The organism is Amycolatopsis sp. NPDC005961 (genome assembly GCF_040629235.1).
Taxonomy (GTDB): domain Bacteria; phylum Actinomycetota; class Actinomycetes; order Mycobacteriales; family Pseudonocardiaceae; genus Amycolatopsis; species Amycolatopsis camponoti.
The window spans coordinates 67516-92503 of sequence record NZ_JBEXVF010000035.1 but is presented as its reverse complement, the minus strand read 5'-3'; the positions used below and the strand labels follow the sequence as shown (position 1 = coordinate 92503).

Annotated in this window: 28 protein-coding genes and 1 pseudogene; 17 read left to right on the top strand and 12 right to left on the bottom strand. The window is 71.5% G+C overall.

The window, feature by feature from the left end:
• The first annotated feature begins 291 nt into the window (after positions 1–291).
• A complete protein-coding gene (locus tag ABZ342_RS28150; protein ID WP_360478919.1) occupies positions 292–819 on the top strand; it encodes a GNAT family N-acetyltransferase in 528 nt (175 codons plus the stop codon).
• Positions 816–1922: an amidohydrolase family protein gene (locus ABZ342_RS28145; protein ID WP_360478916.1), complete on the top strand. Its 1107-nt coding sequence runs from the start codon at positions 816–818 to the stop codon at positions 1920–1922. Before ABZ342_RS28150 ends, ABZ342_RS28145 begins: the two co-directional genes overlap by 4 nt.
• Positions 1923–1994: 72 nt before the next feature.
• Here the strand turns inward: ABZ342_RS28145 and ABZ342_RS28140 are convergent, their stop codons facing one another.
• Complete coding sequence (locus ABZ342_RS28140; protein ID WP_360478913.1) at positions 1995–2846, bottom strand: helix-turn-helix transcriptional regulator; 852 nt, start codon at positions 2844–2846, stop codon at positions 1995–1997.
• A 172-nt stretch (positions 2847–3018) separates the two neighbouring features.
• On the opposite strand from ABZ342_RS28140, the gene ABZ342_RS28135 reads away from it, so the two are divergent.
• The 4 genes from ABZ342_RS28135 (at position 3019) to ABZ342_RS28120 (ending at position 5251) form a co-directional block, all read left to right on the top strand.
• Positions 3019–3954, top strand: coding sequence for a DUF4037 domain-containing protein (locus ABZ342_RS28135; protein ID WP_360478910.1), 936 nt, complete (start codon positions 3019–3021; stop codon positions 3952–3954).
• Complete coding sequence (locus ABZ342_RS28130; RefSeq protein ID WP_360478907.1) at positions 3947–4636, top strand: YoaK family protein; 690 nt, start codon at positions 3947–3949, stop codon at positions 4634–4636. Before ABZ342_RS28135 ends, ABZ342_RS28130 begins: the two co-directional genes overlap by 8 nt.
• A gap of 235 nt (positions 4637–4871) precedes the next feature.
• Positions 4872–5030, top strand: coding sequence for a hypothetical protein (locus ABZ342_RS28125; RefSeq protein WP_360478904.1), 159 nt, complete (start codon positions 4872–4874; stop codon positions 5028–5030).
• The gene (locus ABZ342_RS28120) at positions 5027–5251 is read left to right on the top strand and encodes a hypothetical protein (protein ID WP_360478901.1); all 225 of its coding nucleotides are present in this window, start codon (positions 5027–5029) and stop codon (positions 5249–5251) included. Before ABZ342_RS28125 ends, ABZ342_RS28120 begins: the two co-directional genes overlap by 4 nt.
• 7 nt (positions 5252–5258) lie before the next feature.
• On the opposite strand, the gene ABZ342_RS28115 is transcribed toward ABZ342_RS28120, so the two are convergent.
• From ABZ342_RS28115 to ABZ342_RS28095, 5 genes are all read right to left on the bottom strand, one after another.
• On the bottom strand, positions 5259–5996 hold the full coding sequence (locus tag ABZ342_RS28115) for an SDR family oxidoreductase (protein WP_155542050.1): 738 nt from the start codon (positions 5994–5996) through the stop codon (positions 5259–5261).
• A 115-nt stretch (positions 5997–6111) separates the two neighbouring features.
• A complete protein-coding gene (locus tag ABZ342_RS28110; RefSeq protein ID WP_360478897.1) occupies positions 6112–7020 on the bottom strand; it encodes an amino acid ABC transporter permease in 909 nt (302 codons plus the stop codon).
• Positions 7017–7703: an amino acid ABC transporter permease gene (locus tag ABZ342_RS28105; RefSeq protein WP_360478894.1), complete on the bottom strand. Its 687-nt coding sequence runs from the start codon at positions 7701–7703 to the stop codon at positions 7017–7019. Before ABZ342_RS28105 ends, ABZ342_RS28110 begins: the two co-directional genes overlap by 4 nt.
• 76 nt (positions 7704–7779) lie before the next feature.
• A complete protein-coding gene (locus ABZ342_RS28100) occupies positions 7780–8631 on the bottom strand; it encodes a glutamate ABC transporter substrate-binding protein (protein ID WP_155542053.1) in 852 nt (283 codons plus the stop codon).
• Between the two features lie 56 nt (positions 8632–8687).
• Positions 8688–9416 carry an amino acid ABC transporter ATP-binding protein gene (locus ABZ342_RS28095; RefSeq protein ID WP_196425422.1) on the bottom strand — a complete coding sequence of 243 codons (729 nt, stop codon included), beginning with the start codon at positions 9414–9416 and terminating at the stop codon, positions 8688–8690.
• A 285-nt stretch (positions 9417–9701) separates the two neighbouring features.
• Here ABZ342_RS28095 and ABZ342_RS28090 point away from each other — a divergent pair, with 285 nt between their 5' ends.
• Positions 9702–10376 carry a response regulator transcription factor gene (locus ABZ342_RS28090; RefSeq protein ID WP_196425423.1) on the top strand — a complete coding sequence of 225 codons (675 nt, stop codon included), beginning with the start codon at positions 9702–9704 and terminating at the stop codon, positions 10374–10376.
• A 4-nt stretch (positions 10377–10380) separates the two neighbouring features.
• On the top strand, positions 10381–11778 hold the full coding sequence (locus tag ABZ342_RS28085) for a HAMP domain-containing sensor histidine kinase (protein ID WP_360478891.1): 1398 nt from the start codon (positions 10381–10383) through the stop codon (positions 11776–11778).
• Here the strand turns inward: ABZ342_RS28085 and ABZ342_RS28080 are convergent.
• On the bottom strand, positions 11775–12701 hold the full coding sequence (locus tag ABZ342_RS28080) for a TAXI family TRAP transporter solute-binding subunit (protein WP_360478888.1): 927 nt from the start codon (positions 12699–12701) through the stop codon (positions 11775–11777). The two genes, ABZ342_RS28085 and ABZ342_RS28080, sit on opposite strands and share 4 nt — an antisense overlap.
• Before the next feature lie 82 nt (positions 12702–12783).
• Here ABZ342_RS28080 and ABZ342_RS28075 point away from each other — a divergent pair, with 82 nt between their 5' ends.
• The 3 genes and pseudogenes from ABZ342_RS28075 (at position 12784) to ABZ342_RS28065 (ending at position 15703) form a co-directional block, all read left to right on the top strand.
• Entirely contained in the window at positions 12784–13989 is a 1206-nt protein-coding gene (locus ABZ342_RS28075; RefSeq protein ID WP_360478885.1) for an NAD(P)/FAD-dependent oxidoreductase, read from the top strand.
• A 352-nt stretch (positions 13990–14341) separates the two neighbouring features.
• Positions 14342–14869: pseudogene (locus ABZ342_RS28070) on the top strand (discoidin domain-containing protein); the annotation flags it as partial.
• 171 nt (positions 14870–15040) lie between these two features.
• Positions 15041–15703, top strand: a complete 663-nt coding sequence (locus ABZ342_RS28065) for a glycoside hydrolase family 64 protein (RefSeq protein ID WP_360478934.1) — start codon at positions 15041–15043, stop codon at positions 15701–15703.
• A 37-nt stretch (positions 15704–15740) separates the two neighbouring features.
• On the opposite strand, the gene ABZ342_RS28060 is transcribed toward ABZ342_RS28065, so the two are convergent.
• Positions 15741–16397 (bottom strand): helix-turn-helix domain-containing protein, encoded by a 657-nt coding sequence (locus ABZ342_RS28060; RefSeq protein WP_360478882.1) that lies wholly within the window; start codon positions 16395–16397, stop codon positions 15741–15743.
• 62 nt (positions 16398–16459) lie between these two features.
• On the opposite strand from ABZ342_RS28060, the gene ABZ342_RS28055 reads away from it, so the two are divergent.
• The gene (locus ABZ342_RS28055) at positions 16460–17587 is read left to right on the top strand and encodes an NAD(P)/FAD-dependent oxidoreductase (protein ID WP_360478932.1); all 1128 of its coding nucleotides are present in this window, start codon (positions 16460–16462) and stop codon (positions 17585–17587) included.
• Here ABZ342_RS28055 and ABZ342_RS28050 read toward each other — a convergent pair.
• Positions 17584–17994, bottom strand: a complete 411-nt coding sequence (locus ABZ342_RS28050; RefSeq protein WP_360478879.1) for a peptidase inhibitor family I36 protein — start codon at positions 17992–17994, stop codon at positions 17584–17586. The two genes, ABZ342_RS28055 and ABZ342_RS28050, sit on opposite strands and share 4 nt — an antisense overlap.
• 33 nt (positions 17995–18027) lie before the next feature.
• The gene (locus ABZ342_RS28045; RefSeq protein ID WP_360478876.1) at positions 18028–18486 is read right to left on the bottom strand and encodes a hypothetical protein; all 459 of its coding nucleotides are present in this window, start codon (positions 18484–18486) and stop codon (positions 18028–18030) included.
• Positions 18487–18751: 265 nt separating this feature from the next.
• Here ABZ342_RS28045 and ABZ342_RS28040 point away from each other — a divergent pair, with 265 nt between their 5' ends.
• From ABZ342_RS28040 to ABZ342_RS28030, 3 genes are all read left to right on the top strand, one after another.
• The gene (locus ABZ342_RS28040) at positions 18752–19063 is read left to right on the top strand and encodes a hypothetical protein (protein WP_360478873.1); all 312 of its coding nucleotides are present in this window, start codon (positions 18752–18754) and stop codon (positions 19061–19063) included.
• A 101-nt stretch (positions 19064–19164) separates the two neighbouring features.
• Positions 19165–20646, top strand: a complete 1482-nt coding sequence (miaB, locus tag ABZ342_RS28035; protein ID WP_360478870.1) for a tRNA (N6-isopentenyl adenosine(37)-C2)-methylthiotransferase MiaB — start codon at positions 19165–19167, stop codon at positions 20644–20646.
• Positions 20643–21116, top strand: coding sequence for a hypothetical protein (locus tag ABZ342_RS28030; protein WP_155542067.1), 474 nt, complete (start codon positions 20643–20645; stop codon positions 21114–21116). Before miaB ends, ABZ342_RS28030 begins: the two co-directional genes overlap by 4 nt.
• On the opposite strand, the gene ABZ342_RS28025 is transcribed toward ABZ342_RS28030, so the two are convergent.
• Entirely contained in the window at positions 21113–21544 is a 432-nt protein-coding gene (locus ABZ342_RS28025) for a hypothetical protein (protein ID WP_360478866.1), read from the bottom strand. The genes ABZ342_RS28030 and ABZ342_RS28025 overlap by 4 nt on opposite strands.
• A gap of 147 nt (positions 21545–21691) precedes the next feature.
• A complete protein-coding gene (locus ABZ342_RS28020) occupies positions 21692–23005 on the bottom strand; it encodes a DUF349 domain-containing protein (protein WP_155542069.1) in 1314 nt (437 codons plus the stop codon).
• Between the two features lie 218 nt (positions 23006–23223).
• Between ABZ342_RS28020 and miaA the strand changes: the two genes are divergently transcribed.
• Together miaA and dapF are read left to right on the top strand one after the other, a co-directional pair.
• Positions 23224–24150 (top strand): tRNA (adenosine(37)-N6)-dimethylallyltransferase MiaA, encoded by a 927-nt coding sequence (gene miaA, locus ABZ342_RS28015; RefSeq protein WP_360478863.1) that lies wholly within the window; start codon positions 23224–23226, stop codon positions 24148–24150.
• Between the two features lie 10 nt (positions 24151–24160).
• The gene (dapF, locus tag ABZ342_RS28010; RefSeq protein WP_155542071.1) at positions 24161–24988 is read left to right on the top strand and encodes a diaminopimelate epimerase; all 828 of its coding nucleotides are present in this window, start codon (positions 24161–24163) and stop codon (positions 24986–24988) included.

Below are 24988 nucleotides of genomic sequence, written 5' to 3'. Positions count from 1 at the left end.
GAACCGCGCTCGAGGCGGTTCGCGAGCGTCTTCATTTCCGCGGAGCCAGCAGGAAGCCGAGCGTGCCGGCGGCGAGCTTGGCTTCGACCGTGGCCGGTTCCGCGGCGGTCCGGCGCCGGACTTCTGCGACGCGACCAGCGAGAGCAGCCACCAGGCGGCGGCCTCGGGCGTCGAGGTCCGCGGCTGGTGGCGCCGGCGGGCGTCGCGCCGGGGGACCGGGTGCTGGACATCGGCTCTGGGTTCCTGCACTGCGTGCGAGCGCTCAAGCCGTGATCGCGGCAGGATGGTGGGGTGCTGGAGATCGAGCTGCTGCCGCCGTCCGCCGACCTCGCCTTGGTCGCCCGGATCGCCGGCTTGGTGAACCAGGTCTACGCCGAGTCCGATAAGGGGCTCTGGCAGGGGAACGCCGACCGGACGTCCGCCGACGAGGTAGCTGGGCTCGCGGGGGTCGGCGAGATCGCTGTCGCCTTCGTGGACGGTGACCTCGCCGGGTCGGTGCGCGTCCAGCGGCTCGACGAGGCGACCGGCGAGTTCGGCATGCTCGCGGCCGATCCCGCGCGGCGCGGTCTCGGCATCGGGCGTGACCTGGTGGCGTTCGCCGAGCGGGTGAGCCGGGACGCGGGCTGCCGCGAGATACAGCTCGAACTGCTGGTGCCGCGCGAGTGGACGCACCCGGCCAAGCAGTTCCTCGCCGAGTGGTACGACCGGCTCGGCTACCGCGTCACGCACCGCGCCGACGTCGCCGTGGACTACCCGCACCTCGCGCCGTCGCTGGCCACGCCGTGCGATTTCCTCTTCTACCGCAAGGCTTTCGCGTGACGGTGCTCGCCGGGGCGCGCGTGTTCGACCCCGAGACCGGCGAGACGACCCGCGCGGACGTCCGGCTCGACGGCGGGCGGATCGCCGAAGTCGGGCTGGGTCTCGACGGGCCGCCCGTCGACTGTTCCGGTGGGCTGCTGATCCCGGGGCTCATCGACTGCCACGTGCACGTCGCGTTCCGGCGGCCCGAGCCGTTGCCGCGCAGCGCCCGGACTCTCGAGGCCGTGCCGGTGTTGCGGGGGTTGCTGGCGCGGGGAATCACGACCGTGCGGGACGCGTGGGGCGCCGACGCCGGGTTCAAGCACGCGCTGGCCCAGGGGTGGATTTCCGGGCCGGACCTGCTGGTCAGCCTGCGTCAGCTGGGGCCGACCGGCGGGCTCGGCGACACGTGGGACCCGGCCGCGGGCGCCGTCGACAACTACGGTGACCCGTCGCTGCCGGACCCGCTGTTCGACGGGCCGGACGCCGCCCGCGCGGCCGTCCGCCGGATGGTGCGCGCGGAGGCCGACTGGATCAAGGTCGGCGCGAGCGGCTCGATGCGGGCGGTCCGCGCGGGCGTGGACGTCCGCCCGACCGACGAGGAGCTCGCCGCGGTGGTCGACGAGGCCGCCCGCTGCGGCCGCGATGTCCTGGCCCACGCGCACACCGCGGCGGCGGTGGAGTCGGCGGCCCGCGCGGGGGCGCGCAGCATCGAGCACGGCACGTTCCTCGACGATTCCGCCGTCGCGGCGCTGGCGGACGCTTGGTACGTGCCGACGTTGTCGCCGATGAGCGAGACGGAGTTCGTCGAGACGCACCGGCGTTCGCTGCGCCTCGCGGTGGAGGCGGGCGTCCGGATCGCCGCGGGTTCGGACCTGGCGCCGCGTCCCCATGTCGACTTGACGACCGAGCTGAGGCTGCTGGCCGAGGTGCTGGGAGCCGCGGCTGCGTTGAAGGCGGCCACGTCTGAGGCGGCGCGGCTGCTCAGGCTCGAGGGCGACCGCGGCCGCGTCGAGGCGGGATTGCGGGCGGACGTGGTGCTCCTCGACGGCACGGATTTGGACGTGACGGACCTGCCGGGCCGGGTCCGCGCGGTTTGGCACGACGGGAAACGGATCAGCTGAGCGCGGTGCCTGTGGCGGGGCCCCGGGGGTGCTGTTCGCTGGTGACCGTGGTCATGTGAGCCGGGGTGTTGCTCACTTCGCCATGAGGTCGAACTCCTCCGTCAGGCGGACCAGGAACTCCCGCGACTCGCATTCGGACAACGCCACCTGTTCCAGGCGCGTGCGCAGGACGTAGAACGCCTCGACCGCCACGCGGTCGTCGACGAACAGGCCGGCGGCGAACGTCTCTTCGTACGCCACCGGTGGGTGCTCCGCGAACTCCAAGATGGTGAACCGGCTGCCGACCAGGTGGTACGGCGGTGCCGACGCCGGCACGACGCGGATCGTGCAGTGGGGGAGGTTCGTGGCCAGTACCAACGACTGCAGCTGTTCGTGCATCAATGCCGGGTCGCGCAGGATCGATCGCAGCGTGTGCTCGTACAGGAAGTAGACGCAGTGGGGCGGGTTTCGGCGCTGCAGCAGCCGTTGCCGGTCGATCCTCGCGCGGACCAGCGTCTTCAGGCGATCTGTCGTGTAGCGGCCGGACAGCTCGTAGATGCTGCGCACGTAGTCCTCGGTCTGGAGCATGCCCGGCAGGGCCGCCGGGCTGTTCGAGATCACCGCCGTCGCCAAGTTTTCCTGGATGATCAGGGACTTCATCGGGTCGACGAGCTCGTCGAAGTACGGCCGCACCCAGTACAGCTCACTCGGTGGCCGGGTCAGGTGCAGCAGCCGCTCGCGCTCGGGTGCCTCGGTGCCGCAGTGCGCGAGGTAGATCGCCAGGTCGATCGGGGAGATGCGCCTGCCGTTCTCCCAGCCGGACACCTTCGACGCCGACCAGTGGGCGCGCCGGGCCACCTCGCGCAGGGACATCTGTTTCGCCTCGCGCTGGGCCTTCAACTCGACGCCCATCTCCCGCGTGCGCACCGTGCTCTTTTCGGTCATGCCCGCACGCTAAAGGCAACCACCGACAAAACGGCCCCTGCCGCGCAGGGGTTCACCGGAACGGATGTTGCTGTTCTGCCTGTGCGACAACGGATTCCGCCCGCGAAGCGCCTGCGAAGCAGCTTCGCATAATGAAGCGCGCTTCGCCCGTTAGTAAGCCACACTGGCATTCATGACGCCGCTTTCCGGAATCGACCTGAGCCGCCGGTTCTACGCCGACGCCGTCGCGCCGGTCGTCGGCGGGCCGCACACCGCCGCGCTGGTCGGGCCCGGCTCCGAGGTTCTCGGCTTCGACACCGCGCGCTCGACCGATCACGACTGGACCGCCCGCGTCTTCCTCTTCCTCCCGGAGGTCCGGGACATCCCGATCCCGGGCACTTTCCTGGGCCACCCGACGAAACTCGAAGTCGCGACGCTCGACGCGTGGGTGCGCGGCTTCCTCGGGTTCGACCCGAGGCACGCCGGCCGCCACGACTGGCTCGCCACCCCGACCCAGGTCTTCGCCGAGTTCACCGGCGGCGCGGTGCACCACGACGACCTCGGGTTCAAGGAGCTCAGGCGGCGGGTCGCCTGGTACCCCGATGACGTCTGGCGGTACGTCCTCGCCGGTCAGTGGCAGCGCATCGGCCAGGAGGACGCCTTCGTCGGCCGGTGCGGGGAGGTCGGGGACGAGCTGGGCTCGGCCGTCGTCGCGGCGCGGCTCGTGCGGGACCTCATGCGGCTGTGCCTGCTCATGGCGCGCCGGTACCCGCCGTACAGCAAGTGGCTCGGGAGCGCCTTCGCGCGGCTGCCCGCGGCCACGGCGTTGACCCCGCACCTCACCGGCGCCCTCGCGGCGACGGACTGGTGGGAGCGCGAACGCCACCTCGTCGCCGCCTGCGAAAACCTCGCCGGGCAGCACAACGCCCTCGGCCTCACCGACCCCGTCGAGCCGCGCGTGAGCTGCTTCTTCGACCGCCCGTTCCAGGTGATCCACGCCGAACGGTTCGTCCGCTCCCTGGTCGGCGACACGCCGGTGATCGGGGCGATCGACCAGTTCGTCGACAGCACCGACGCGCTCGGGCACCGCGAGCTGACCCGCGCGGTGGTTGACTGCGCGCATGGCTGAACCGAAACCGCGGGACCTCGCCGCCCTGCTGCTGACGCTGACCGTCGTGACCGGGGTCGTCGACGCCGTCAGCTTCCTCGGGCTGGGCCGGGTGTTCGTGGCCAACATGACCGGGAACGTCGTCTTCCTCGGGTTCGCGGCGGCGGGGGAGTCGACGCTGTCGGTGCTCGCGTCCCTGACCGCGGTGCTCGCGTTCCTGGCGGGCGCGCTCGCCGGCGGGCGGCTGGCCCGCCGTGACGACGACTACGACGCCCTCCGGCAGGCGACCGCGGTCCAGGCGGCGCTGGTGGCGGTGGCGGTGGTGCTGTCGGCGACGCTCGGCAGCGGAACGCGAGTGGGCAGCGAGCTGCTGATCGTCGTGCTGGGCGTGGCGATGGGCCTGCAGAACGCGGCGGTCCGCCGGATCGGCGCGCCCGACCTGACGACGACGGTCTTGACCATGACGTTGACGGGCTTCGCCGCGGACTCGAAGGCGGCTGGGGGACCGGGGTCGCATCCGCTGCGGAAGGTGGCGGCGGTGGGCGCGATGCTGGTGGGCGCCTTCGCGGGCGGGCTGCTGCAGCTGCACGTCGCCATGTGGACCGCGCTCACGCTGGCCCTGGTGCTCGTCCTCGGGGTGCTGGCCGTGCTGCAGGTCGGCCGGGGCCGTAACAAGCCGGCGACCGGAAGCGACTCCGCCTGACGTCAGGTGATCTCGGGTAGGCGTCGATGTTCGGTGGGCGGAAACGGCAGGAAGAACTCGAAGCCGCGCAACGGGAAAACCTCTTCCTGCGCGGGGAACTGCAGCGATCGGCCATGAACGCCGAGTCCACCCGGCTGCGGGCGGCCACCATGAATGACATGACCCGGGCGAAGTCGGCCGTCGAAGCGTCCGGGCTTACAACGCGGAGGCCGAGAACTGCTTCCGCGTGCTCAAGGTGGGCAAGGAGAAAGAGGACGAACGGGAGCGCCGCGCGGTCCTCCGCGAGGAGCAGAAGGCACTGCAGGAGTACCGGCGGAAGCTGGCCGAGATCGAGGCCGCGCTGAACGGCATCGAAGAGCGGCAGGCCAACATCCGTGCGGCTACGTCTACGTGATCAGCAACATCGGCTCCTTCGGGCCGGAGGTCGTCAAGATCGGGATGCCCCGGCGGCTCGAGCCGATGGACCGGGTGCGCGGGCTCGGGGACGCGTCGGTGCCCTTCCGGTTCGACGTGCACGCCCTGCACGACCTCGCCGGGAACCTCCTCGACTACCGGGACGAACCCGAGGCGTTCGAGTACCGCCAAAGCCAGAGTGTGGCGACCCCGGCGGCGTAGGTACAGGTCAGCCGAGGGAACGGCCGCCGTCGACGAGGAGGCGCTGGCCCGTCAGGAAGCCCGCCTCCTCCGATGCGAAGAAGCTCACCGCCGCCGCGACGTCGTCGGGTGTGCCCAAGCGGGCCGCCGGGACCGAGGCCCGGTACTCCTCGCGCTCCGCTGCCGGGACCTCCGCGTGGCGCTCGACCGGGATGAACCCCGGTGCCACCGTGTTCACCGTGATGCCGTCCGGGGCCAGCTCGCGGGCCCACGCCCGGGCCAGGCCGATCTGGGCGCTCTTGGCCGTCGCGTACGCCGAACGGCCGGGTGGCGGGCGGTCCGCCACCTCCGAGTCGAGGTGGACGATGCGGCCGTAGCGGCGGGCCCGCATCCCCGGCAGCACCGCGTGGCCGAGCAGGACCGGCGAGCGCACGAAGAAGTCGAGCTGGGCCAGGTGGTCCGGCCAATCCACTTGGGACACCGGTGCCTCGGGCTGCGGTCCGGTCGCGTTGAACACCAGCACCGTGATCGGGCCCAGCAACGCCGTGACCGCGTCGACCAGCTCGCCGACCTGGCGCCGGTCGGTGACGTCCGCGGCGAACGCCGCCGCCCGGCCGCCTTCGGCGAGGATGCCCTCGGCGGACGTCTTGAGGTCGGCGTCGTCGTGGTGGCCGTTGACCGCGACGGCGAACCCGTCGCGCGCCAATCTGCGCGCGACCGCCCGGCCGAGGCCGCGGGAACTGCCGGTCACCAGTGCGACACCCATGCGTCCGACGCTAGGGGAGTCCTCCGGGTACGACAACCCCGGCGACCCCCGATCGGGCAAAAGAAAAGCGGGTGAGTGCGACGTGCGCACCCACCCGCTTCCGATGAGCGGGGGATCAGGCCGAGCTGTTCCCGGTGTTGAAGTCGGTCGCCGCCGTCACCGCCGCCGGAGGCCCTTCCAGCGGCTTCGCGCCCCGAGGGGCCTTCTTCCGCCGCGACAGCTTGCGCTCCAGGTACGAGGCGAACCACGACAGGATCAGGTTGAGCGTGATGAAGATGATCGCGATGACGATCAGCGTCGGGATCGTGTTGTTGAAGTTGCCGGTGATCGGCCCGGAACCGCGGATCAGCTCGTCGTAGCCGATGGTCAGCTGGCCGGCGAGCGCGGTGTCCTTCAGGATGACGACCAGTTGGCTGACCAGTGCGGGCAGCATCAGCGTGACCGCCTGGGGCAGCAGGATGCTGACCATCGTCTGGGTCTTGCGCAGGCCGAGCGCCGACGCGGCTTCGGTCTGTCCCTTCGGGAGGGACAGGATGCCCGCCCGGAACACCTCCGCCATCACCGAGCCGTTGTAGAGCACGAGGCCCGTGACGGCGGCGAACAGCGGGCGGGTGTCCGCCTCGATCGGGGTGTAGTACGCGTACAGCGCCGCGCCGAACACCATCAGCAGCAGCACCGGGATGGCGCGGAAGAACTCGACCACGGCGCCGACCGGGATCCGGACCCACTTGTGCTGGGACAGCCGGCCGATGCCCAGCAACGCGCCGATCGGCAGCGCGATCACGATGGCCAGCGCCGCGGCCTTCAGCGTGTTCAGCAGGCCCGGCAGCAGGAACTGCGTCCAGGTCGACCCCTCGATGAAGGGCTTCCAGAGCGCGCCGGCCCACTGGCCCTTCTTGTCGAAGCCGTTGTAGACGAACCACGCGACCAGGAGCAGCACCAGCGCGAACAGCACGCTGTAGATCCAGTTGCGGGCGCGGGCCTTCGGGCCGGGCGCGTCGTAGAGGACGGTCTGCGTGCTCATCGCTTGACCTCGGCTTTCTTGGCGACCCAGCCGAGCAGCAGGCCGAGCGGCAGCACCAGGGCGACGAACACCGCGGCGAAGAGGAGGAAGACCAGGAGCAACGAGCTGGACTCGTTCTCCACCATCGTCGACATCAGCAGCGAGGCCTCGGCGACACCGATGACCGAGGCCACGGTGGTGTTCTTCAGCAGCGCGATCAGGACGTTCGCCAGCGGCGCGATCACCGCGCGGAACGCCTGCGGCAGGATGATCAGGCCGAGCACCTGCAGGAAGTTGAGACCCAGGGCCCGTGCCGCCTCCGCCTGGCCGACCGGGACGGTGTTGATGCCCGACCGCAGCGATTCGCACACGAACGTCGCCGTGTAGACGACGAAGCCCAGCACCGCGAGCCGGAACGCGTTGTCCGCCAACGAGGTCGGCGAGTCCGTCGCGGCCAGGTTGATGCCGAGCGTGGACGAAAGACCCAGCGACGTGAAGATGATGATCACCGTCAGCGGGGTGTTCCGGAAGATGTTGACGTAGACCGTCGCGAAGCCACGCATGATCGGCACGGGACTGACCCGCATCGCGACGAGGACGGTGCCCCAGACGAGCGCCCCGATCGCCGAGAAGAACGTCAGCTGGATCGTCGTCCAGAAGGCCCCGACGAGGTCGTAGTCGGGGTTGTTGAGGAAATCGAACACGGGTTGTCCAACCTGGCCTCGGTACGGGAACGGTGCGCCGCTTGCACGGCGCACCGTTCGACTTCAGAACCGGATATCAGGGAGCGATCGCCGGCGCGGCCGGGATCTTGTAGCCCGACGGGCCGACGTTGGTCTGCAGCGCCTTCTCCCAGGAGCCGTCCTGCTCCATCGCCTGGATCGCCTTGTTGACGGCGGCCTTGCCGTCGGCGTCGTCCTTCTTCAGGCCGACGCCGTAGTTCTCGTCGGAGAAGCCCTTGCCGACCAGCTTCAGCTTGCCGGGCTGCTGCGCGGCGTAGCCGGCGAGGATGACGTCGTCGGTGGTCATCGCGTCGACGGTGCCGTTGAGGAGCGCGGTCACGCAGTCGGTGTACTTGCCGACCTCCTGCAGCTGCACGTCCTTCGCGTACTTCGTCTTGACGTTCTGCGCCGGGGTCGAGCCCTTGACCGAGCAGAGCTTCTTGTTGCCGGTCAGCGACTCGGGGCCGGTGATGTCGGTGTTGTCCGACCGCACCAGCAGGTCCTGGTGCGCGACGAAGTAGGGGCCGCCGAAGGAGACGTCGTTCTTGCGCTTGTCGGTGATCGAGTAGGTGGCGACGATGAAGTCGACCTCACCCTTCTTGATCAGGTCCTCGCGCTGCGCCGACTGCGCTTCCTTCCAGGTGATCCCCGACTCTTCGACGCCGAGCTGCTTCGCGATGTACTTCGCGACGTCGACGTCGAAGCCGGCGTAGGTGCCGTCCGGCTTCTTCAGGCCGAGGCCCGGCTGGTCGAACTTGATGCCGATGGTCAGCTTCTTGTTGTCCTTGGCCCGCTGGACCAGGTTCTTGTCGCCGCTCGCGCCGCTGCCGGAGCCGCCGCCGCAGGCCGTCAGGGCCAGCCCGGCGGCCATCACGACCGCGCCGACCTGCAGAACTCGGTTCAACCGCATCGTCTCTCAGGTTCCTTCCGAATCTCGCCCGGCCGCGGGGGCCGGGAAAAAAGTGCTCAGTGGGTCAGGATCTTGCCGAGGAAGTCCTTCGCGCGCTCGCTCTTCGGCGCGGTGAAGAACTCTTCGGGCGTCGTGTCCTCGACGATCTCGCCGTCGGCCATGAAGATCACCCGATCGGCTGCCCGGCGGGCGAAGCCCATCTCGTGGGTGACGACCAGCATCGTCATGCCGTCCTTGGCCAGGCCGGTCATGACGTCGAGGACCTCCTGGACCATCTCCGGGTCCAGCGCCGAGGTCGGCTCGTCGAACAGCATGACCTTGGGCCGCATCGCCAGCGCCCGCGCGATCGCGACGCGCTGCTGCTGGCCGCCCGAAAGCTGCGCCGGGTACTTGTCGGCCTGGTTGGCGATGCCGACGCGCTCCAGCAGCTCCATCGCCGTCTTGCGCGCCTCGTCCTTGGACGCCTTGCGGACCTTCATCGGGGCCAGCATGACGTTCTCGACGATCGTCTTGTGCGCGAACAGGTTGAAGGACTGGAACACCATGCCGACGTCGGCGCGCAGGGCCGCGAGGGCCTTGCCTTCCGCGGGCAGCGGGACGCCGTCGACGCCGATCTCGCCGGAGTTGATCGGCTCGAGCCGGTTGATCGCCCGGCACAGGGTCGACTTGCCCGACCCCGACGGACCCAGCACCACCACGACCTGGCCGCGAGGTACCTCGAGCGTGATCTCCCTGAGCACGTGCAGGTCGCCGAAGTACTTGTTCACGGCGGACGCCTTGATCATCGGCGCCGCCACCTCCGCGGTCATCTGGCCTCCAGGGTCGTTCGAATGCGGCGTCGGTCACCCGCGATGGCGAGAACCTACCGTTGCTTCACCGGCTGGCAAGGCCGCTTGAGCAATACTTAGGGTTTCAACTGCGTATCGATGTCCATTTTGGGGGTATCGGGGGTACCGTAGCCCCCTGGTCACCAAGAGTGACCGCTCGGGTGGCTCGTGCGGTGGATTCCGCGAGGTCCTAGAGTTCGGCGCTACCGGCCGGTGGAGCAGGTCACCATGGGAGGCGGACGGGTGCGGGTGCTGCTGGTGGAGGACGACGACCGGGTCGCGGGTGCGCTCATCCCGGCGCTGGCCCGCCGCGGCCTGGCGATCGCCCGGCTGGCCACCGGCGCCGGTGTCCTCGAACGCGTCCACGAGGTCGACGTCATCCTGCTCGACCTCGGCCTGCCGGACATCGACGGTGTCACCCTCTGCACCCAGATCCGCGCGGTCAGCGACGTCGCGATCATCGTGGTGTCGGCCCGCGGCGAGGTCGACGACCGGATCCGGGGCCTGCGCGCCGGCGCCGACGACTACCTGGTCAAGCCCTACGACGTCGAGGAGCTGCTCGCCCGGGTCGAGGCGGTGCGCCGTCGGCGCCCGGAGCACGCCGTCGCCGAGCCGGTCGTCATCAAGGTGGGGGACGTCAGCGTCGACCTGGCCCGGCACGAGGTGCTGGTCGACGGGCACGCGATCGCGTTGTCCCGCAAGGAGTTCCAGGTGCTCGCCCTCGTGGCGGGCGCGCGCGGCGCGGTCTGCTCGCGTGAGCACGTGCTCACCGAGGTGTGGGGGCACCGGGGGCCCGCGGAGAGCCGCTCGCTCGACGTCCACGTCGCGACACTGCGGACGAAGCTGGGCCGCCCGGCGCTGATCGAGACGGTGCGCGGGGTCGGCTACCGGCTCGGCGGCCAGACCGCCCGGAGCTGACGACGTGCGCGTCCGGCTGCAGGGCATCGTGCTGACGCTGGTCGCGCTGCTGGTGTTCGGCCTCGGCATCCCGCTGGCCATCTCGATCGCCGCCGGCGCGCAGCAGGACCTGTTCCTCGACCGGCTCACCGACACCGCCCGGTTCGCGTCGCTGGCCCAGCGGCCGCTGCTGGACAACAAGCCGTACCTGATCGAGCCGGACGTGCGCCGCTACACCGAGGTGTACGGCGTCCAGGTGGTGGTCGTCGACCAGGACGGCAAGCCGGTCGTCACCTCGCTCGGCCCGGCCGCCGCGCGGATCGACCTCCAGAACGAGCGGATCAGCGACCCCGTCCACGAGGCGCTGGCCGGGCGCCGATCGCAGCCGGCCGGCGTGCTGATGCCGTGGGACTCGACGCCGCTGGTGCTCGCCGAGCCGGTGCTCGCCGACGGGGAGGTGCGCGGGGCGGTGCTCACGGTGTCCGCCACCGATTCCGAACGCGCCGCCGTGCTGTGGTGGTGGCTGCTGCTCGCCGCGGGCGGGATCCTCGCCTTCGTGGTCGCGCTGGGCGTGGCGATCCCGGTGGTCCGGTGGATCCTGAAGCCGGTGAAGCGGCTCGACGACGCGACCGGCGCGCTGGTGGCTTCGGTGGTCAGCGGGCGGGAGGCCGAGCCGGTGGGGGAGGGCGGCGGCCCGCCGGAGCTGCGGCAGCTCGGCCGCTCCTTCGACCGGATGGCCGAGAGCGTGTCGGGGGCGCTGGCCGCGCAGCGCGCCTTCGTCGCGGACGCTTCGCACCAGCTGCGCAACCCGCTGACCGCGTTGAAGATCCGGCTCGGCAACCTCGAAGGCCACGTCGTCGACGACCAGTCCGCCGCCGACCTGGAAGCCGCGCGCGTCGACGCCGGGCGGCTGCACCAGATCCTGGACGGCCTCCTCTCGATGGCCCGGGCCGAGGCCTCCGGCGGCGAGCTGGACCCGGTGGTGCTGGACGAGGTCGTCGCCGAGCGGGTCGCCGACTGGTCGGTGGTCGGCGAGGCGCGGGACGTGCGGCTGGTCGTCGACGCCGCGGGCGACGGCGCGCGGGTGCGCATGCCGCCGCGCGGCGCCGAGACCATCCTGGACGCGCTGCTCGACAACGCGCTGAAGTTCACCGCGTCGGGCACCGAGATCCGGGTCGCCGTCGAGCGCGACGGCGACCGGGTGCGCCTGTCGGTGCGCGACCACGGGCCGGGGCTGCCGCCGGAAGAGCTGGACCGCGCGCTGGACCGGTTCTGGCGCAGCCCCGCGCACCAGAACGTGCCGGGTTCGGGGCTGGGCCTGGCGATCGTCAGCGAGCTGACCGCGCACTCCGACGGCGAGCTGACGCTGGACCTGCCCGAGGGCGGCGGCCTGCGGATCGCGATGACGTTCCCGGCGGCTTAGATCTTCTTGGCGCGGTAATAACGCAGTGCACCGGGGTGCAGCGGGATCGGCTGGGTCTCGATGCCCGGGTGGACGTCGATCGACAGCGCCGCCGGGTTGGCCACCGCCAGCTGCTGGCGGGCGTCGAACAGGCCGCGGACCAGTGCCTCCGCGACGTCGTCGCTCATCGACTTCGGGACGACGAGGAAGTTCGGCACCAGCAGCGTGGTCACCGGGCCCGGCTGGTTGTAGGTGGTGGCCGGGATGGACGCGGTGCCGTAGACCTGGTTGACCTCCTGCATCTTCGGCATCACGTCGGCGATGTCGAGCAGGCGCAGGGACTGCTTGTCGTTGTAGCCGGCCAGCACCGGCGTCGGCAGGCCGCCGGACCAGAAGAACGCGTCGATGTCGCCGTTGAGCAGCGCCTTGACCGAGTCGTCGAGCCCGCGCGCGCTGGTGGTGACCGACCCGGCGAGCCCGGTCGCCTCCAGCAGCCTGCTGGCGATGTACTCCACGCCCGAGGACGGCGAGCCGGTCGCGATCTTCCGCCCCCGCAGCTGCTCGACGGTCCGGATGTCGGAGTCGGTGCGCACGACGATGTGCAGGTAGTCGTCGTGGATCCGGGCGAGGGTGGCCAGCCGCGGGTCGTGCTTGTACCGGTCGGCGGCGACGTCGGCGGCGACGAACGCGACGTCGGCCTTGCCCGCGAGCACCCGGTCGAGGTTGTCGGGCGAGCCCTGGGTCTGCAGCACCGTGGGCCGGTCGATGTCCAGGCCGGCGGCCCACGCGGTGGCGAGGGTCTGGGCGAGCTTGTCGTAGACCCCGCCGGGGTTGCCCGCGGCGATCCGCAGCCTGAGCTCACCGAAGCCGGCGCTGCAGGAGGCGAGCACCAGGAGCAGGGCGGCCGCCATCGCGAGCGCTCGTCCCCGCCGCGTCCCGACCACGGCCCGATCGTGCCAGATCCGGCGCCCCGGTGGTTGACCACGGGCGATCCGGGCATTCTGCCGGGGACGGAGGGAGTGCGGCATGGACGTCGTCGTGGTGGGTGGCGGGCTGGCGGGGTTGAGCGCGGCGCGGCGGCTGCGCCGGGCCGGGGCGGAGGTCGTGGTGCTGGAGGCGGGCGACGACGTCGGCGGCCGGGTGCGCACCGACGTCGTCGACGGCTTCCGCCTCGACCGCGGGTTCCAGGTGCTGCTGCCGGCGTACCCGGCGCTGCGGCGGCTGGCCGACGTCGGCGCGTTGCGGCCGCGCCCGTTCACGCGCGGCACGATCGCGATGACCGGTTCCGGGCGCCGCTGGCTCGCCGGTCCGTGGCACGGCCTGCCCGCGGTTCGCGGCGCCGCCGGGTTCGTCGCGGGCCGTCCCGCCGACGGCGCGCGGATGGCGGCGCTCGCGGCCCGGGACTTGCTGAAGGCCGACCGCGCCGACACCGGGCGCAGCACCGCCGAGGAGCTGCGCCGCTGGGGGCTGACGCGGTCGACGGTCGAGGAGGTGCTGCGGCCGTTCCTGGCCGGGGTGTTCCTCGACCGGGAGCTGGCGACGTCGAGCCGGCTGTTCCACCTGATCTGGCGCAGTTTCCTGCGCGGCGGGGGCGTGCTGCCGGCCGAGGGCATGCAGGCCCTGCCGCGTCAGCTGGCCGCCGGGCTGCCGGTCCGCACGGGCGTCGAGGTCGGCTCGATCACCGAGGACGGCGTCCGGACCCGCGACGGCGAAGACATCTCCGCGCGCGCCGTGGTCGTCGCGACCGATGGCGACACCGCCGCCCGCCTGCTGCCCGGGGTCGAGGCGCCGGGCTGGCACGCGGTGACGACCTTCTACTACCGCGCCGGGGCGTCGCCGCTGCGGTCCCCGACCCTGCTCGTCGACGGCCTCGACGACCTGCTGGTGAACACGGCGGTGCTCAGCGAGGTGGCGCCCGGGTACGCCCCGTCCGGGTCGGCGCTGATCAGCGCGTCGGTGCCCGATCGCGCCGATCCCGGTCTCGAGCCGCGGGTGCGGCAGCGGCTGGCGCGGATGTACGACACGGACACCCGGGGCTGGGAACTGCTGAAGACGTACGCGGTCCCGAAGGCGCTGCCGGTGTTCGGCCCCGGCGCCCCGCTGCGGCGTCCGGTCCGGGTCGGGCCCGGCCGGTACGTCTGCGGTGACCACCGGGACACGCCGTCGGTGCAGGGCGCGCTGGTGTCCGGTCAGCGAGCGGCCTCGGCCGTGCTGGCCGACCTCGTGGCGTGAGGGCCGCGAGAGTCCACAGTGGACTACCGGACGAGCGCGCGGCCTGACGGCGTCCGGGGTCGCGGTGACGGCGCCGCGGCGGGTGTTCGAAGGCATGACCGACTCCGGGGGAGGAGGCCCCTGGGCGGGTGGCGGCGCCACGCAGAGGTTCGAGGTGGAACCGGTTCCGAGGATCGCTCCGCGGCGCGGAACTGTCAAGGGTTGACAGGCCGGGTGCGGTGGTATGAACCTTTTCACCAGTCGTCCCCCGCCGGCCCTCGAGGGCATCCGCCCGGCGATCAGGGGGCGAACCGGACGACGCCGTCCCCTGACCGGCGGCGGGTCCGCCCACTTCCCCGGCCAGGGAGGAACCATGCCCTCGAACGTCCTGCCGCGGCGCCGTCGCCGCGGCCCCGGTACCCGCTTGGCGACCCTGGCGGCGGCCCTCGCGGTCGCCGTCCTCGGTCTCGCCGCCCCGTCGGCGTCCGCGGCGGACCCCTTGATCTCCCAAGGAAAACCCGCCACGGCGTCGTCGGTGGAGAACGCCGGCACCCCCGCGTCCGCCGCGGTGGACGGCAACACCGCCACCCGCTGGTCGTCGCAGTTCAGCGATCCACAGTGGATCCAGATCGACCTCGGCGGCGCGGCGACCGTCAGCCAGGTCGTGCTGCGTTGGGAGGCCGCCTATGCGACGGCGTACCAGATTCAGTTGTCCGCCAACGGTTCCACGTGGTCCACTGTGTACCAGACGACCGCCGGCACGGGCGGGACGCAGACGCTGAACGTGACCGGGTCCGGGCGGTACGTGCGCCTGTCGACGACCGCGCGAGCCACCCCGTACGGCGTCTCCCTGTGGGAGTTCCAGGTGTTCGGCACCGGCGGCGGGACGACGCAACCCGGCGCGGGCACCCCGCCCGACTCGTTCTGGGGCGACACCGCGAGCATCCCGGCCGCGCGCAACGTGCTCACCGTGAAGGTGCTCAACCGGACCAACGGCAAGTACCCGGACAGTCAGGTGTACTGGAACTTCGGCGGCCAGACCCACTCGATCGCCGAGCAGCCCTACATCGACATGCCGGCCAACTCCGCCGGCCGGATGTACTTCTACCTCGGCACCCCGAACGGCCAGTACGCCGACTTCATCGAGTTCACCGTCGGGCCGGACGTCTTCAACGGCAACACCACCCGGGTGGACGCGTTCGCGCTGAAGCTGGCCATGCGGCTGCACGCGCACGACGGCTACGACGTCCAGGTGGGTGACGACTACGGGACCTTCCAGGAGGACCGGTCGGCCACCTTCGCCAAGTTCCAGGCCGAGGTGCCCACGGAGTTCAAGGGGCTGGCGACGGTGAACGCGCCGTACCGGATCCCGGCCCCGGGCAGCGCCCCGGACTTCCGCGCGGGCGGCCGGTACGCGAACTACTTCACCGCGTACGCGCAGTCGGTGGGCGTCAACGAGCCGACGTCGAACATCACCGGGTGCGCCGGCTCGCTGGCCGGCAACCCGAACATGTGCGCGGCGCTGAACCGGCACACGGCGCAGCTCCCGGCGTCGCAGCAGCAGGACCCGGCGAACTACTACCAGGCCGCGCCGGCGAACTACTACGCGAAGTTCTGGCACGACCACGGCATCAACCACCTGGCGTACGGCTTCCCGTACGACGACGTGGCGGCCCAGTCGTCGTTCGTCTCCCACGGGGACCCGCAGTGGCTGGTGGTCGCCGTCGGCTGGTGACCTCCCCGGTAGCGGTGGCCCGGCTCCCGGGCCGCCGCTACCGGAGGGTGGCGATCCCGGCCAGGAAGATGTCGACGCCGGCGAGGAACTGTTCGCGGTCGTCGTGCTCGCGCAGCTGAGCCGACGCCTTGTGCACGAACGGGTACTTCTCCGGATCGAGGTCCGCCCACTGCGCGGCGACCTTGCCCAGGAAAGCCGTGCGGTCCTCCTCACCGGAGGTGAGGAGCCGGGCGTTCGCGGCGTTCTGCCCGGCGACGCCCAGGACGTAGTTCACCAGCGCGCCCGCGGCGTCGAAGAGCGCTTGCCCGGGAACGCCGAGTGCGTCGAGGAGCCCGCCGATGCGCTCGTAGACCTCCAGGAGGGCGGGGCGCCACGGCTCCCGCGAGAGCTGCGCGCCGACCCAGGGGTGGGCGTCGATCGCGTCGAACAGGCCCAGCGCGACGGTGCGCAGCGCTTCCCGCTGCTCCGTGTCGACGACCGCGCCGGTCATGACGTCCGCGATGACGTCGTCGGTGGCCGCGGCGAGCAGGTCGCTCTTGTTCGCGACGTGGTGGTAGATCGCGCCGTAGCCGGTGGCCAGGTGGGTGGTGAGCGCCCGGAAGGTGAGCGCGGCCTCGCCGCCGTCGTCGAGGAGCTTCTTCGCGGCCTTGACGATCAGCTCCTTCGACAGCCCGTCGGTGCGTCGCTTCGTCATGACGGCATTATCGCATGGTTGGATCGGCGATCCAAAGTCGTGGTAGCGTCATTGGAGTGACGATCCAACGAACCACCACGATCATCGGAGCCGGACTCGGCGGCCTGGTGCTGGCCCGCGTCCTGCACGTCCACGGCATCCCGGCGACGGTCTACGAGGCTGAGCCGTCACCGGTCGCGCGCCGCCAGGGCGGGATGCTCGACATCCACCCGTGGAACGGCCAGCCGGCGCTCGAAGCGGCCGGGCTGCTCGAGGGGTTCCGCGAGCTGGTCCTGCCGGGCCGCGAGTCCTACCGCGTCGTCGACCGGACCGGCGCGGTCCTGGCCGACCGGCCCGACGACGGCACGGGCGAGCGTCCCGAAGTCCAGCGCGGCGAGCTGCGGCAGCTGCTGCTCGACTCGCTACCGCCCGGGACCGTCCACTGGGGACGGAAGGTCACCGGCGTCCGGGCCCTCGGCGAAGGCCGCCACGAGGTGACCTTCGCGGACGGCGCCACCGTTGTTTCGGAGCTGCTCGTCGGTGCGGACGGCGCGTGGTCCCGGGTGCGCCCGCTGCTCTCCGGCGCGACGCCTGCGTACGTCGGGTTTTCGGTCGTCGAGACGTTCCTGTACGACGCCGACATCCGCCATCCCGGCGCGGCGAAGGCGGTCGGCGGCGGCTCGCTGTTCGCGCTGGCGCCGGGCCGGGGGATCCTGGCCCACCGCGAGGGCGGCGGCACCCTGCACGCGTACACGCAGCTGCGGAAGCCGTCGGACTGGCTCGCCGACGCCGATCCCGCGCAGGTCGTCTCGCAGGTCGTCTCGCAGGTCGTCGAGGAGTTCGCAGACTGGGCGCCCGAGCTGACGGCGCTGATCACCGCAAGCGACGAGCCGCCGGTCTTGCGCCGCCTGCACACGCTGCCGGCGGGGCACCGGTGGGAACGGGTGCCGGGGGTGACGCTCCTCGGCGACGCGGCCCACCTGATGCCCCCGAACGGCGAAGGAGCCAACCTGGCGATGCTGGACGGCGCCTCACTGGGCGAAGCCCTCGCCGCGCACCCGGACGACGCGGAGACCGCGCTGTCCGGGTACGAGGAGCGGATGTTCGAGCGTGCGGCCGCCGAAGCCGACGACATCTACGACGTCATGTTCGGCGACGACGCGCCCCACAGCATGGCCGCGTTGTTCACCGGACCGGACTCGCGCTCCTAGCGGAACTGGTGCGAGGCGTTGTTGAGGTCGAGCGGGCCCAGCCCGCCGTCACGCGCGTCTTCGGGCGCGAAGTCGATGTAGGTGCCCTTGTAGTTGCTGTTGAAGTAGAGCCTGACGGTGTGGCTGGTGCGGTTGTAGCCCGAGAGCGCCCGGTTCTTGACGCACGTGTACTGGCCGGCGCCGGGGCCCTTGAACTCGTAGCAGTCCGGCTGGGAGCTGCCGTAGTTCGGGATCGACGTGGTGAAGTCCGAGACCGAGCCCTGCAGGTCGTATTCGGGGTAGAGGCAGAATTCGCCCACTTCGCACCTGCCGTTGCGCACGGGGGCGGCGCTCGCGGCCGGGGCCACGGCCGCGAGCACGGCGAGGGCGCTCCCGATCGCGAGCGCCGCTTTGCCGAGGTTCCTCAAGGTCTTCCCTCCGGATCGATGGTCGTCGTTCTGCTAGCCGCAGTGCTGGTTGTAGAGGATCTTGTCGACCTGGATGCCGGCGTACCCGGCGATGTCGACACACCGGTGCGACATGTCGACCCCGGCCGGGGTGTAGACCGGGCCCGCGTAATAGGCGTAGTTGCCGTAGTCGCAACCGGTGCTGTTGCACGCCGGCCAGGCGGCACCGGAGGGGCGGATCCGGGCGTGGGTCTCGCGGACCTGGCCGTAGGCGTCCCCGACGTGCCGGGAAATCAGGCAGTTCCGCTTCGCGGAGGCCGAGTAGTAGACCTCCATGTGCAGGTCGATCTGGTCCGTGTGCTGGTTCCCGACCTTGTGCAGGCCCACCAGCGAGTACCCGGCCCCGCACTCACCGCCCAGCACCCCGGCCGGCGCAGCGCTCGCGGCGGGTGCCAGCAGCCCGCCCGTAGCGGCGACCGTGGCCGCCAGCACACTGAAGATCCGCGCTTTCACGTCCGAGTCTCTCCTTCGTTCGCGACTTCCATTGCCGGAGCCGACACACCCGAGCAGCGGAGAAGGTTGAGGTCACGCGCGGAGTTCCCCCATCCGGAGCAGTGCCGACGGCCACCGGCCGCGTCTCGGTTCTGGCGCCTTCCCTTCGCGGCGTCGGGTCGCGTTCGCCGTGGCGGCTCAGCGACTACGGGTTCCGTTTCCCGGTCGTCAGGCCCTGCGGCGAAAGGTCGCGCCTGCGGGCGTGCCCATGGGCCACAATCGGGCGGTGAACGACAAAGACCCACTGGCCGATCCACTACGGGAATCGGCAGTGGGAGCCGACCACAAAATGACGTCTGCCCTTGTCGCAGCGGCCTACGCCGAACACGATCCGGATACGCGGCTGGCCGATGTCGCGACGTCGGCGGTCGCTGCCGGCACCGACCGGGAGTCCGTCCTCCGGGCTTGCGAGGCAGCCCGTCTGGAGATCCGAACCAGGGCGGGCAGTACGCGTGACTACGACGACCCGGCGGAGGACCACGTCCTGGACGTGATGGACCGGCTCACTGGATGGTGTCACCCCGACTACCGAATTTAGCGGTGCCCTGAGGCTGACTTGGACGGCCGCTGCGCGCGTCCCCTCGACTGCGCAAGGGCGGCGGGGAGCAGCAGGTGGCAGCCGGTCTACCCTGGAACGCGATGACCGAGACACAGGCACCCAGGGCGTACCAGATCCGCACCTTCGGCTGCCAGATGAACGTGCACGACTCCGAGCGCCTCGCCGGGCAGCTCGAGGACGCCGGGTACGCGCCCGTCGAAGACGGCGCCAAGCCCGATCTGATCGTGTTCAACACCTGCGCCGTGCGGGAGAACGCCGACAACAAGCTCTACGGCACCCTGGGGCACCTGCGCCCGGACAAGGTCGCCAATCCCGACCTGCAGATCGCCGTCGGGGGGTGTCTCGCGCAGAAGGACCGCGGGGAGATCGTCAAGCGGGCTCCCTGGGTCGACGTCGTCTTCGGGACGCACAACATCGGGTCGCTGCCGACGCTGCTCGAACGCGCGCGGCACAACGCCGAGGCCGAGGTCGAGATCCTCGAGTCGCTCGAGACCTTCCCCTCCACGCTGCCCGCGCGCCGCGAATCGTCCTACGCGAGCTGGGTGTCCGTTTCGGTCGGGTGCAACAACACCTGCACCTTCTGCATCGTCCCCGCCCTGCGCGGCAAGGAACGCGACCGCCGACCCGGCGAGATCCTCGCCGAGGTCGAGGCGCTCGTCGCCGAGGGCGTGCTCGAAGTCACGCTGCTCGGCCAGAACGTGAACTCCTACGGCGTCGAGTTCGGCGACCGGCTCGCCTTCGGGAAGCTGCTGCGCGCCACCGGCGCCGTCGACGGCCTGGAGCGCGTGCGCTTCACCTCGCCGCACCCGGCGTCCTTCACCACCGACGTCATCGAGGCGATGGCCGAGACGCCGAACGTCTGCCACCAGCTGCACATGCCGCTGCAGTCCGGCTCCGACCGCGTGCTGCGGGAGATGAAGCGCTCGTACCGCTCGGCGCGGTTCCTGAAGATCCTCGACGAGGTCCGGGCGGCGATGCCGGACGCGGCCATCACCACCGACATCATCGTCGGCTTCCCCGGCGAGACCGAGGAGGACTTCCAGGCCACGCTCGACGTCGTCGCGCAGGCCCGTTTCTCCAGCGCGTTCACCTTCCAGTACTCGATCCGCCCCGGCACGCCGGCCGCGACGATGCCGGACCAGCTGCCCAAGGCCGTCGTGCAGGAGCGCTACGAACGGCTGGTCGAGCTGCAGAACGCGATCTCCTGGGAAGAGAACAAGAAGATCGTCGGCCGTCGCGTCGAGCTGCTCGTCGCCGCGGGCGAGGGCCGCAAGGACGCCGAGACGCACCGGATGAGCGGCCGTGCCCGCGACGGCCGCCTGGTGCACTTCACCCCGGGCGGCGCCCAGGTTCGCCCGGGCGACGTCGTCGAGACGGTCGTGACCTACGGCGCCCCGCACCACCTGGTCGCCGACGGCGACCTGCTGTCCCACCGGCGCACGCGCGCCGGCGACAACGCGGAGGCGGGGCTCCGGCCGAAGACGAGCGGCGTCACGCTGGGCTTGCCGGGCTTCGGTGCCCCGGCCGTCCGGCCTGAGCCGGTGAGCGGGTGTGCGCTGTGACGGAGTCCAAGGGCAACGGCGAGCTGGCCGAGCTGGCCGCCGAGATCGACGAGGTGGGCTACCGCGCGTCGCGCACGGTGGAGCTGGGCCGCCGCGGGTTCACCATCGCGGTGTTCTCGTTCGTGCTGCTGATCTCCCTGCTCCTGCCGTGGGTCGGCGAGCACGCGGGCTGGCGGGTGCTCGCCGGCGAGGGCGGCGGCATCCCGCAGCTGTTCGCGGCGACGTCGACCGGCGTCGGCATCCTCGCCTCGGCGCTGGCGCTGGTGACGCGCCGCTGGTGGCTGGCCTGGGTGTGCGCCGCCGGCGGCTGGTTCGCCTCGGTGGACGGGCTGCTGGCCATCTGGTCGCAGCAGTCGTCGCACGCCAGCGGAGCCGCGGGCGGCGGACCCGGGTACGGCCTGATCATCGCCTGGATCGCGATGATCTGCCTCGCGGTGTCGTGGATGCGGACCGCGTTCTCGCGGAACTAGATCACCACGAGGCCGATCACGCTGGAGACCGCGCTGATGTAGAGCTCGGTCTCCGGGTGGAAGACCCGCAGCGTCAGGCTGGCCCGGACGCTGAAGCTCAGGCTGAACACGAAGTTCCCGTTCGGCCGGCAGGTGCCGGTGGTCAGGTCGACCCAGACACCGGCCTTGAGCTGCTGGACGATCACGGGCTCGCCGCCGGAGACGCTCTCCTGCCCGCCGAGGTCGGCGAACGAGCCCTTGATCTTCGTCTCTTCGCCGACCTTGACGCGGTTCTTGTCGGCCTTGGCCTCGACCTTGGCCTTGTGCTTCTTCTTGCCCTGGACGACAGCGGGGGCGGGCCCGGTGGCGGCCAGCGCGACGGTCGGCGCGGCGAGCGCGACGGTGCAGGCGATGACCAGCGCGGACACGAGGTTCGATGGCTTGCTCATGATCGAAGTGGAGCATTCGCGAGCGGGGAAAGCGCCGGAAGACACCTGGCCGTGCGAGGCGTCGCACCGCTTCGGGTGACGCGTTAACCGTCCGATAACCGCCGGAGGGTCTCTTCGCCGTGACGAAGAGACCCTCCGGAACAAACCTCAGCGATCGGCGACCGCGGCCTCGGCGGCCTCCAGCCACTCCCGCCACTGAGCAGCCTGCTCGTCGGCCTTCTTCGCCCGACGCTCATCCCCGGCAGCACGAGCCTTCGCCGCCTGCGACTCGAACTGCTCGACACGCTCGCGGAACTGCGCGGCCCGCGCCTGCGCCTCCGGGTCGGTGCGCCGCCACCGGGAGTCCTCCGCCGACTTCACCGAGTCCTGGACCGCCTTCAGCCGGCCGTCCAGCTCGCGGATGCGCTCGCGCGGGACCTTGCCGATCTCGTCCCACTGCTCCTGGATCTTGCGCAGCGCGTTCTTCGCGGCTTCCAAGTTCGACGCGGCGTCGATCTTCTCCGCCTCGACCAGCAGTTCCTCCTTGCGGGACGCGTTCGTCGAGAACTCGGCGTCGCGCTCGGAGAACACCGCGGACCGGCGGGCGAAGAACTTGTCCTGCGCCGCGCGGAACCGCTGCCACAGTGCCTCGTCGCTGTCCTTGGGCGCGCGGCCGGCGGCCTTCCACTCGGTCATCAGGTCCTTGTAGCGGCCCGCGGTCTCGCCCCAGTCCTCGGACTCGCTGATGGCCTCGGCCTCGGCGATGAGCTCTTCCTTGCGCGTCTTGGCCGACGCGCGCTGCTTGTCCAGCTCGGCGAAGTGCGACCCGCGTCGCCGGTTGAAGCCCTCGCGGGCCTTGGAGAACCGCTTCCACAGCTCGTCGTCGGTCTTGCGGTCGACGCCCTTGACCGTCTTCCACTCGTCCAGGATCGCGCGCAGCCGGTCGCCCGCCGCCTTCCACTGGGTGGAGTCGGCGGCGATCTTCTCGGCCTCCTCGGCCAGCTCCTGCTTCCGCGCGACGGCAGCCGCGCGGGCCACCTCACGCTCCGCCTTCGCGCTGGCCAGCGCCTTCTCGGCGTGCCCGATGACGTACTCCAGCCGCGCGGCGAGCGCGGCCAGGTCGCCGACCACGGCGGCCTCGGCCAAGCCGTCCCGGATCTGGGTGGCGCTCGACAGCGCGTGCTTCGGGTCGCCGGCCCCGGAGGCCAGCCGGGTCTCCAGCAGCTCGACCTCGGTGCGCACGTCGTCGAAGCGGCGGGCGTAGTGCACCAGGCCTTCGTCGGGGGTGCCCGCCTGCCAGACGCCGACCGCGCGCTCACCGTCGGGGGTGATGACGTAAACGGTCCCCTCTTCGTCGATGCGGCCCCAGGTGGACGGGGTGGTCTCGGCGAGCGGCACGGGCGGGGCGGCGTGCCCGGCGTGCAGCGCGTGCGGCACCGGGTGCGGGGCCGGGGTACCGGTGGAAGTGTTCTCCTGGGCCATCGCAGGCTCCTTATCGCCTGTACGCCCGCTGGTGCGGGCGCCCCGCCGCGGAAGCGGGGCCGGGTAGTGCGGTCGTCACGGGCCGTGCTCGGATGCTACGGCCCCACGCGGCATTCAAGCAGCTCAGCGCGCACCGTGGTACTGGATGGGCCACTCGAAGCTCGTGATCCTACTTCCGGTGGACGCTCCGTGGCGGCCCGCCGGTATCGTCAGCCGTCGTGACCAGCCCCGCCGCACCGCCCGGAACCCGTCCCGTGGCGGTGGTCGGGCCGACGGCCACCGGCAAGACCGCGCTGGCCGTGGAGCTGGCGCTGGAGCTGGGCGGCGAGGTCGTCAACGCCGACGCGCTGCAGCTCTACCGGGGGATGGACATCGGCACCGCCAAGGCCACCTCGGCGGAGCGACGCGGTGTCCCGCACCACCTCCTCGACGTCCTGGACGTCACCGAGACCGCGTCCGTCGCGGCTTATCAGCGCGACGCGCGCGCCGAGATCGAGCGGCTGCTGGCCGCGGGCCGGGTTCCGGTGCTGACCGGCGGATCCGGCCTCTACGTCCAGGCCGTGCTCGACGACCTGCGGTTCCCGGGCACCGACCCGGCGGTGCGCGCGCGGCTGGACGCCGAGGCGGCCGAAGCCGGCACGCCCGCCCTCTACACCCGGTTGAGTGAACGCGACCCGGCCGCGGCGGCCGCGATCCTGCCGACCAACACGCGCCGGATCGTGCGCGCCCTCGAAGTCATCGAGATCACCGGCGAGCCGTTCTCGGCGAACCTGCCGAAGCCCGGCCCGGCCCGCTACGACACGGTCGTGATCGGCGTCGACCGGCAGCCGGAGGAGCTCGACGAGCGCGTCAACGAACGCGTCCGGCGGATGTTCGCCGCCGGCCTGGTCGACGAGGTCCGCGCGCTTCTGGAGCGCGGCTTGCGAGAAGGGAAGACGGCGTCGCGGGCGCTGGGCTACCAGCAGGTGCTCGCCGAGCTGGACGGCGAAGGCGACTTCGAGGCGGCCGCCGCGGCGACGGCGCAGGCCACGCGGCGCTTCGTCCGGAAGCAACGGTCCTGGTTCCGGCGCGACAAGCGGATCCACTGGTACGACGGCGCGGAGACCGGGCTGGCCGCACGCGTCCTGGATACCCTGGGCCGGTAATCTTTCCCCCATGGGCGGAATCGAGTTCCTCAAGGGGCACGGCACGCAGAACGACTTCGTGCTGCTCCCCGACGCGGCGGGCCGCCTCGAGCTGACCGAGGCGAGGGTCGCCGCGTTGTGCGACCGGCAACGCGGCCTCGGGGCCGACGGTGTGCTGCGCGTCGTCCGCGCCGCGGCGCTGGACATCCCGTCCGGTGGCGAGTGGTTCATGGACTACCGCAACGCCGACGGGTCGATCGCCGAGATGTGCGGCAACGGCGTGCGCGTCTTCGCCCGCTACCTCGTCGACGCCGGTCTCGCGACCGAGGGCGAGTTCGTCGTCGGCACCCGCGCCGGCGACCGCCCCGTGGTCGTGCACCCCGACCGCTCGGTGACCGTCGGGATGGGGCCGGCGACGATCACCGGCACCTCCGTGACCGTGGTGGCCGGCCGGCCGTTCTCCGGCGTGGCCGTCGACGTCGGCAACCCGCACCTGGTGTCGCTGCTCGACGACGACGTCGCGGACCTCGACCTGCGCGACCAGCCCGACTTCGACCACGACGTCTTCCCGCACGGGGTCAACCTGGAGTTCGTCAACCGCCTCGGCGAGGGCGCGCTGCGGATGCGCGTGCACGAGCGCGGGGTGGGGGAGACCCGGGCGTGCGGAACGGGCACGGTGGCCGCGGTGGCGGCGGCGCTGCACCTGGCGGGCACGGACACCGGAGCGTCCACAGTGGACATCCCGGGCGGCCGGGTCGAGGTGACGGTGTCCCGCGGCGGTTCGACGTTGTCGGGCCCCGCGGAGATCGTGGCGCGCGGCGAGATCGACGAAGCGTGGTGGGCCGCCGCCGGTTCCTGA

Coding starts and splice junctions, on each gene's coding strand:
- ABZ342_RS28140 (WP_360478913.1), bottom strand. CDS start 2,846: ATGACCGAAAAGAGCACGGTGCGCACGCGGGAGATGGGCGTCGAGTTG.
- ABZ342_RS28135 (WP_360478910.1), top strand. CDS start 3,019: ATGACGCCGCTTTCCGGAATCGACCTGAGCCGCCGGTTCTACGCCGAC.
- ABZ342_RS28130 (WP_360478907.1), top strand. CDS start 3,947: ATGGCTGAACCGAAACCGCGGGACCTCGCCGCCCTGCTGCTGACGCTG.
- ABZ342_RS28115 (WP_155542050.1), bottom strand. CDS start 5,996: ATGGGTGTCGCACTGGTGACCGGCAGTTCCCGCGGCCTCGGCCGGGCG.
- ABZ342_RS28110 (WP_360478897.1), bottom strand. CDS start 7,020: ATGAGCACGCAGACCGTCCTCTACGACGCGCCCGGCCCGAAGGCCCGC.
- ABZ342_RS28100 (WP_155542053.1), bottom strand. CDS start 8,631: ATGCGGTTGAACCGAGTTCTGCAGGTCGGCGCGGTCGTGATGGCCGCC.
- ABZ342_RS28095 (WP_196425422.1), bottom strand. CDS start 9,416: ATGATCAAGGCGTCCGCCGTGAACAAGTACTTCGGCGACCTGCACGTG.
- ABZ342_RS28075 (WP_360478885.1), top strand. CDS start 12,784: ATGGACGTCGTCGTGGTGGGTGGCGGGCTGGCGGGGTTGAGCGCGGCG.
- ABZ342_RS28065 (WP_360478934.1), top strand. CDS start 15,041: ATGCCGGCCAACTCCGCCGGCCGGATGTACTTCTACCTCGGCACCCCG.
- ABZ342_RS28060 (WP_360478882.1), bottom strand. CDS start 16,397: ATGACGAAGCGACGCACCGACGGGCTGTCGAAGGAGCTGATCGTCAAG.
- miaB (WP_360478870.1), top strand. CDS start 19,165: ATGACCGAGACACAGGCACCCAGGGCGTACCAGATCCGCACCTTCGGC.
- ABZ342_RS28025 (WP_360478866.1), bottom strand. CDS start 21,544: ATGAGCAAGCCATCGAACCTCGTGTCCGCGCTGGTCATCGCCTGCACC.
- ABZ342_RS28020 (WP_155542069.1), bottom strand. CDS start 23,005: ATGGCCCAGGAGAACACTTCCACCGGTACCCCGGCCCCGCACCCGGTG.
- dapF (WP_155542071.1), top strand. CDS start 24,161: ATGGGCGGAATCGAGTTCCTCAAGGGGCACGGCACGCAGAACGACTTC.